This window comes from Arthrobacter sp. 2YAF22_2 (genome assembly GCF_052114645.1).
In the GTDB taxonomy this organism is placed as follows: domain Bacteria; phylum Actinomycetota; class Actinomycetes; order Actinomycetales; family Micrococcaceae; genus Arthrobacter.
This window is the reverse complement of the sequence record NZ_JBFRFD010000164.1, coordinates 1-6754: the sequence shown is the minus strand read 5'-3', so window position 1 is coordinate 6754 and position 6754 is coordinate 1. Positions and strand designations below refer to the sequence as shown.

Genomic DNA, 6754 nt, shown 5'->3' with positions numbered 1-6754 from the left:
GCCACGAGGTGACCGAATACCCGCAGGACGACGGCGGAACCTACACGACGCTGATGGCGGACGGCACCGAGGTCGCCGGGATCGCCACCGTGCCGCAGGCGGAGCGCAACCTCGAGCCCGGCTGGCAGCTGTATTTCGGCGTCTCCAGCGTGGCTGATGCCGTGGCGGCCGCGCGTGCCGCGGGCGCCGTCGTGCTGGCCGAACCGGAAGACGTCGAAGAGGCCGGCAGTATTGCCACGCTCAGGGACCCGCACGGCGCCGTCTTCAGCCTGCTGGAGGTTTAACCAGATCGAGTGCTCCATAAGTGCCGTTATGAGGCTGCTAAACGGCACTTATGGAGCACTCGCCGGCAGGGTTCCCTGGCCGGCCCCGCCAGGCGAGGCGAGGGGCCGGCGGTGAGGGGCGCTCGATGGGGGTTTAGCGGTAGGCGTTGACCATCCGGACGGCGCCGCCGTCGACGCCCTTGGCGCCCTGGACGTAGTCCGGACCGGTCTTCAGGACCGAGTCGGAGTCTTCCCCGACGGTGCCCATGATCCAGGACGGCAGGCCGCGGGCGTTCAGGTGGTTCACCGCGGCGTCGGCCGCCTCGGCGGAAACGATGGCCACCATGCCTACGCCCACGTTGAGGGTGCGCTCCAGGTCGGCCAGCGGGACGTTGCCCAGTTCGGAGACCAGCTTGAAGATGGCCGGCAGCTCCCAGGTGGCACGGTCCACGGTGGCCAGCAGGCCCTGCGGCAGGACCCGGGCGAGGTTGGCGGCCAGTCCGCCGCCGGTGACGTGGCTGAAGCCGTGGACGCCCTTGGAGCTGTTGACCGGGAAGGCACGGGCCAGGTCCAGGCAGTCCGCGGCGTAGACCCGGGTGGGCTCCAGGAGCTCCTCGCCCAAGGTGCGCTCAAATTCAGAGACCTCGCGGTCCAGGGCCCAGCCGGCGTGGTTGATGACGCGGCGGACCAGGGAGTAGCCGTTGGAGTGCAAGCCGGAGGACGCCATGCCGATCACCACGTCGCCGGAGCGGACGCGGTCCGGGCCCAGCAGGGACTCCGCCTCGACCACGCCGGTGGCAGCGCCGGCCACGTCGTACTCATGCTCGCCCAGCAGCCCCGGGTGCTCGGCAGTTTCGCCGCCCACCAGGGCGGTTCCGGCAACGGAGCAGGCCGCGGCGATGCCGCGGACGATGTCCGCGATGCGTTCGGGAACAACCTTGCCGCAGGCGATGTAGTCCGTCATGTAGAGCGGCTCGGCGCCCACGACGACGATGTCGTCCACCACCATGCCGACCAGGTCGAAGCCGATGGTGTCATGGATGTCCATGGCCTGGGCGATGGCGACCTTGGTGCCGACGCCGTCCGTGGAAGTGGCCAGCAGCGGCCGCTTGTAGGTCAACAGCTTCGAGACGTCGTAGAGGCCGGCGAAACCGCCAACCCCGCCGATCACGGAGGAGTTATGGGTSGCCTTGACGGCGTCCTTCATGAGTTCGACGGCGCGGTCTCCCGCTTCGACGTCGACACCGGCGGAGGCGTAGGTGATGCCGGTGTTCCGGGCGTCGTTTGTGTCAGCGGCCGGGGAAGCGGAAGTCATACTGGCTCTTTCTTGTCGGCATCAGGCTTGGCGGCGGGGACGCGGTCGGCGTCGGTGAGCAGTTCTTCGAATTCAGCGTCGGGCCCGGGATCACAGCCGGTGGCGCCGGCCTTCTCGGCCGGGTCAACGCCCGCACCGATGCCGTCAGCCGCGCCGCCGTCGGCCGCCCGTGTTCCGGATGCGACGTTCGCCGTAGCGGAAGCGGCCGCGGGCAGCCCGCCGGGCTGTCCGACAGACTGTCCGACGGAGTCGGGGCGTTCCAGCAGGTTCTTGCCCAGCTTGTCGGCGCCCGGGAGCTCGATTGGGTACTGGCCGGTGAAACAGGCGGTGCAGAGGCGTTCGCGCGGCTGCCGGGTGGCGCCGATCATCCCGTCTTCGGAGATGTACGCGAGCGAGTCCGCGCCGATGGCCTGGGCGATCTCGTCGATCGTGGCGCCGTTGGCGATCAGCTCCGCACGGGACGCGAAGTCGATGCCGTAGAAGCACGGCCATTTCACCGGCGGGGAGGAGATCTTGATGTGTACCGAGGCGGCGCCGGCTTCCCGGAGCATCCGCACGATGGCGCGCTGGGTGTTGCCGCGGACGATCGAGTCGTCGACCACCACTACGCGCTTGCCGCGGATCACGGAGTCCAGCGCGTTGAGCTTGAGCCGGATGCCGAGCTGGCGCAGCGTCTGGGAGGGCTGGATGAAGGTCCGGCCCACGTAGGCGTTCTTGACGAAGCCGTGTGCGAACGGGATGCCGGATTCCTCGGCGTAGCCGACGGCGGCGGGGGTGCCCGACTCCGGCACCGGGATGACGATGTCCGCTTCCTGTGTGTTTTCGCGGGCCAGCTGGCGACCCATCTCGACGCGGGATTCGTACACGGAGCGGCCGGCGATGGCGGCGTCCGGGCGGGCGAGGTAGACGTATTCGAAGACGCAGCCGGCCGGCGTCGGCTCGGCGAAGCGCTGGGACCGGACGCCCTGTTCGTCAATGGCGATGAATTCGCCCGGCTCGATCTCGCGGATGAAGCTTGCGCCGACGGTGGCGAGGGCGGACTGCTCGGAGGCGACCACCCAGCCGCGTTCCAGCCGGCCCAGGACCAGTGGGCGGATGCCGTAGGTGTCGCGGGCGGCGTAGAGGGTGCCTTCATCCATGTAGACGAAGCAGAAGCCGCCCTTGATCTTGGGCAGCAGTTCCAGGGAGGTCTGTTCGAGGGACTTGCCCTCCTCGCCCTCGAGAAGGGCGGTGACCAGGGCGGTGTCCGAGGTGTTGCCCTGCTTCATCTCGCCGGTCAGCTGGCCGCCGTTGCGGTCCATGATCATGGCCTTGAGCTCGGCGGTGTTGGTCAGGTTGCCGTTGTGCGCCAGKGCAACGGTGCCCGTGGCGGTGGCGCCGAGGGTGGGCTGGGCGTTGGCCCAGTGGCTCGCCCCGGTGGTGGAGTACCGGCAGTGCCCGACGGCCAGGTGCCCGGTCAGGGTGTTCAGCGTGGTCTCGTCAAAGACCTGGGACACCAAGCCCATGTCCTTGTAGACGTTGATCCGCTTGCCGTCGCTGGTTGCTATGCCAGCCGACTCCTGACCGCGGTGCTGTAGCGCGTACAGCCCGTAATAGGTGAGTTTTGCTACCTCTTCGCCGGGAGCCCAGACCCCGAAAACGCCACAAGCGTCCTGAGGGCCTTTTTCGCCAGGGAGAAGATCATGAGAAAGTTTTCCATCGCCGCGTGCCACTGGTCGATTATCTCACGTCGTGCGCCAGGACTTTTCCGGCGGCCGGTTTGTGACCTGCCAGCCTAGGCGCGGTCTTCGCCGTCGGTCTCCGGAACTGAGTCGGGAACGGACTCGACGACGGCGCGCTCGGCGCGGCGGACGCTCAGCCGGTCCAGCACCAGCGCGACGACGGCGCCCAGGATGGCGCCGCCCGCGGCGCAGAAGATCAGGAAAAAGCCGAAGACGGCGTTGGCATCGTAGCGCTCGTCGGCGGGCAGGCCGTAGGCGATGACGGCGGCCACGACTCCGCCCAGCAGGGCGCCGGCGATCAGGAACGGCACGTACTTCGGTGCGCGCCGGACGGTGACGGCGCGGCGTTCGGGCGCAACGGGGGTGTCTTCAGAAGCCATGCCGTTAAGCGTACTGCCCCGGCGGCCGCTGTTTTTCCCACCGATTCCGGACGGCCGCGGCGCGGATCCGTGGTGCGTTCGTGCGATTCTGCCGCGGAGATCGGGAAGCCTAGCGGGAACGCGGCCTTCAGGGCAGACTTAGGGATGGGGGAGGGTGCGGTCCGGATTATAAGGACCCACCATGTCAGTCACAGCGGAAAGTATCCGTGACCAGCAGCGCATCATCTGGGACGAGTTCGCGGCGGGCTGGAAGAAATGGGATGCGGAACTGCTCGGCTGGCACCGCCCTTTCGGCGACGCCATGATTCAGGATGCCCGGCTGCTGCCGGGCTCGTCCGTACTCGATGTCGCTGCCGGATCCGGCGAGCCGGGTCTCACAGTCGCGGAGCTGGTGCCGGAGGGCGACGTGGTCCTGTCCGACATCTCGGCCGGGATGTTGCATGTGGCGAGGGAGAAGGCCGCGGCCAGGAGCCTGCCCAATGTCAGCTTCAGCGTCTGCCCGGCCTCTGAACTTCCCTTCGATGACGCAACTTTCGACGCGGTGCTGTGCCGCTTCGGTTTCAACTTCTTCCCCGAGATGCGGCTCGCACTGCGGGAAATGGTCCGTACGGCAAAGCCCGGGGCGAGGATCAGCGCGGCCGTCTGGGGCAAGGCCGCGGCGAATCCCTGGGCCAGCCTCGTGCTGGGCACACTCGCGCAGCACACCGAGTTGCGGCAGCCGCCGGCGGGGACGCCGGGGCTGTTCCGCTGTTCCGCGCCGGGCTTCATGGCCCGGATGTTCAGGGATGCCGGTCTGGTGGACGTGGCGGAACGGACGGTCAGCACGGACCTGGTGCACGAGTCCCCGGAGGACTACTGGGAGTTCATGGAGGACATCGCTACCACGGTGGCCATGGGACTGGCGACGGCGGATAAGGAAGCCCGGTCGCTGATCCGCTCGGACGTATTCCAATTGCTGGGCCGCTACGAGCACGAGGGTGCGCTCCGGTTGCGGTCGACGGCGACGCTGGTGGCGGGCACCCGGGCTTAGTCCGATTTTGCGACCGACTTATGTCGGTTGCGCGTGCGCCTACGCCAGGCAGGCGCGGCTAGGCCGGTACGGCTGGTCCCGAGGCATCGGCAATGATGGCCCGCACGGAGTTATTGCGCTTTTCGTGCGTCAACTCCGCCAGGCCCAAAGCCTCCAGCAACGGCGGCAGGTACATGCCGAACCGGCCGCGGTACCCGTTCCGCAGTCCGTACCACCCGCCCACGGGATTCTCCGGGCTCCGTCCCCATGCCTCGACGGTTCCTTCTGCGGCCTGCTTGTTCTCGTCCGCAGCGCCCAAGGGCACCCAGTCGTCTTTTTCCATCAGCCACAGCTGAAGGTCTTCGAGGGCTCGGAGGTGGTACTTCAGCGTGGTGGAGCCGACTTGGCACACCAGGGCGGGTGGATCGGATTGCTCGTCCCGGTACATCGTGTACTCGGAAGTCCCCGGCGCTGTCTTGAGTGCCCAAGGATCCTGCTTGGTGCCAGTTGCCACTTGGTCCGCCTTTGGGTTAGGCCGCTTTCGGCGCTGCTTGCTCCGAGCCTACCCAGTGTTGCCGGGCGGGCGCGAGGGCTAGAGGCCCAGTTGGTCCTTCAACGCGGCGACGTGGCCCTCGGCCTTGACCTTGTACTGCGCCAGCTTCACGTTGCCCTCGGGATCGAGAACGACGGTGGAACGGACGATCCCTTCGGTGATCTCGCCGCGGATCAGGTTCTCGCCCCAGGCACCGTAGGCCAGGGCCACCGCGTGGTCCTGGTCGGACAGCAACGGGAAGGTCAGGGCGTAGTCGCCGGTGAAGTGCGCCAGCGCCTCGGGCGCGTCCGGCGAGATGCCCAGGACCTCGTAGCCGGAGCCTTGCAGCGAGGCCAGGCTGTCGCGGAAGTCGCAGGCTTCGGTGGTGCAGCCAGGGGTGGCCGCCTTCGGGTAGAAATACACGATGACGTTCTTGCCGCGGTAATCGGCGAGGGACACCGGCTTGCCTGCAGCGTCGGAAAGCGTGAAGTCGGGGGCCGGGGTTCCGGGCTGGAGCTTGACGGTGAGGTTCTGGCTCATGGGAGGTCCTTCGCGGGAGGCGGTTGGCAATCGGTCTGTGGTGCACAACACCACGGGCGGTTTCGGTATTCCGACGGCGGCGCACGGCCGCGACCAGCCGCCCAGCCGGGTCTCAGAATGCGTGGCCGCGGGCCCAGTCGAATGCTTCCTCGGCAGGGCCGGTGCACTCCAGGCTGATGGGGCCGCCGTAGCCCAGCGCACGGCTGCGGGACAGCCACTGCCGGAGCGGGAGGTTGCCGGTACCGGGGGCGCCGCGGCCGGGCGAGTCCGCAATCTGGACGTGGCCGAACGCACCGGCGTGCTGCTCGATGACCGCGCCGACGTCGTCCCCGTTCACGGACAGGTGGTAGAAATCGGCCAGGAACGCGAGGTTTTCCACGCCGGTCTCGGCCCGCACGCGGGTGATCAGGCCAAGGGCGTCGGCCGCCGTGCGCAACGGGTAGCGCGGCGCGGCGCTGACCGATTCCAGCAGCACGGTGCCGCCGATCCGTGCGACGGCGGCGGCCGCCGCGGCCAGGTTGTGGATGCCCAGCTCGTCCTGCTTCGCGGCTGACTCGCCGTCGATCCGGTTGCCGAAGAGGGCGTTGAAAGAGGTACAGCCGAGGCTGCCGCCCAGGCCCGCCACTGCGTCGATGTTGTCGCGGAACTCGGCCGAGCGCCCGGGCCAGGAGACCAGGCCGCGGTCCCCGCCGGGCATGTCCCCGGCCGCGAAGTTCAGCCCGGTGAGCTGCACCCCGGCGTCGGTGATGGCCCGCTGGAAGGCCGTGGCCTCGGCGTCGGACGGGACAGCACGGTCAAAGGGCCACCAGAACTCGACGGCGTCGAACCCCGCCGCCTTGACCGCGGCCGGCCGCTCCAAGATCGGGAGCTCGGTCAGCAGGATGGAGCAGTTCACGGTGTAGCTCATGGTTTTAGTCCTTGCGGAATGCGCCACGCGGGCGGTTGATCTGGATGTTGATGGGGCTGACAGCTTTTTCACAGCCTAGGCATAACT

8 protein-coding genes are annotated in these 6754 nt (G+C 68.2%); 2 read left to right on the top strand and 6 right to left on the bottom strand.

Annotated elements, in window-relative coordinates; genetic code table 11:
- Positions 1-284: VOC family protein (locus AB4Y86_RS08740; protein WP_441401859.1), on the top strand; the 284-nt coding region annotated here is incomplete at its 5' end.
- Positions 285-417: 133 nt separating this feature from the next.
- Here AB4Y86_RS08740 and purM read toward each other — a convergent pair.
- From purM to AB4Y86_RS08725, 3 genes are all read right to left on the bottom strand, one after another.
- The gene (gene purM / locus AB4Y86_RS08735; protein ID WP_441401858.1) at positions 418-1578 is read right to left on the bottom strand and encodes a phosphoribosylformylglycinamidine cyclo-ligase; all 1161 of its coding nucleotides are present in this window, start codon (positions 1576-1578) and stop codon (positions 418-420) included.
- Positions 1575-3290, bottom strand: a complete 1716-nt coding sequence (gene purF, locus AB4Y86_RS08730; protein WP_441401857.1) for an amidophosphoribosyltransferase — start codon at positions 3288-3290, stop codon at positions 1575-1577. The genes purM and purF overlap by 4 nt, the downstream gene beginning before the upstream one ends.
- Before the next feature lie 62 nt (positions 3291-3352).
- A complete protein-coding gene (locus AB4Y86_RS08725) occupies positions 3353-3679 on the bottom strand; it encodes a hypothetical protein (protein ID WP_441401856.1) in 327 nt (108 codons plus the stop codon).
- A gap of 181 nt (positions 3680-3860) precedes the next feature.
- Here AB4Y86_RS08725 and AB4Y86_RS08720 point away from each other — a divergent pair, with 181 nt between their 5' ends.
- Positions 3861-4709 (top strand): class I SAM-dependent methyltransferase, encoded by an 849-nt coding sequence (locus AB4Y86_RS08720; RefSeq protein WP_441401855.1) that lies wholly within the window; start codon positions 3861-3863, stop codon positions 4707-4709.
- Between the two features lie 58 nt (positions 4710-4767).
- Here AB4Y86_RS08720 and AB4Y86_RS08715 read toward each other — a convergent pair whose 3' ends face one another.
- From AB4Y86_RS08715 to AB4Y86_RS08705, 3 genes are all read right to left on the bottom strand, one after another.
- Positions 4768-5202 carry a DUF6855 family protein gene (locus AB4Y86_RS08715; RefSeq protein WP_441401854.1) on the bottom strand — a complete coding sequence of 145 codons (435 nt, stop codon included), beginning with the start codon at positions 5200-5202 and terminating at the stop codon, positions 4768-4770.
- A 78-nt stretch (positions 5203-5280) separates the two neighbouring features.
- Positions 5281-5760 carry a thioredoxin-dependent thiol peroxidase gene (bcp, locus tag AB4Y86_RS08710; protein ID WP_441401853.1) on the bottom strand — a complete coding sequence of 160 codons (480 nt, stop codon included), beginning with the start codon at positions 5758-5760 and terminating at the stop codon, positions 5281-5283.
- A gap of 112 nt (positions 5761-5872) precedes the next feature.
- Positions 5873-6667: a hydroxypyruvate isomerase family protein gene (locus AB4Y86_RS08705; protein ID WP_441401852.1), complete on the bottom strand. Its 795-nt coding sequence runs from the start codon at positions 6665-6667 to the stop codon at positions 5873-5875.
- Positions 6668-6754: the final 87 nt, after the last annotated feature.

Excerpts from the sequence above, each read along its gene's own strand:
- AB4Y86_RS08705 (WP_441401852.1), bottom strand. The coding sequence starts at position 6,667 with ATGAGCTACACCGTGAACTGCTCCATCCTGCTGACCGAGCTCCCGATC.
- bcp (WP_441401853.1), bottom strand. The coding sequence starts at position 5,760 with ATGAGCCAGAACCTCACCGTCAAGCTCCAGCCCGGAACCCCGGCCCCC.
- AB4Y86_RS08720 (WP_441401855.1), top strand. The coding sequence starts at position 3,861 with ATGTCAGTCACAGCGGAAAGTATCCGTGACCAGCAGCGCATCATCTGG.
- AB4Y86_RS08725 (WP_441401856.1), bottom strand. The coding sequence starts at position 3,679 with ATGGCTTCTGAAGACACCCCCGTTGCGCCCGAACGCCGCGCCGTCACC.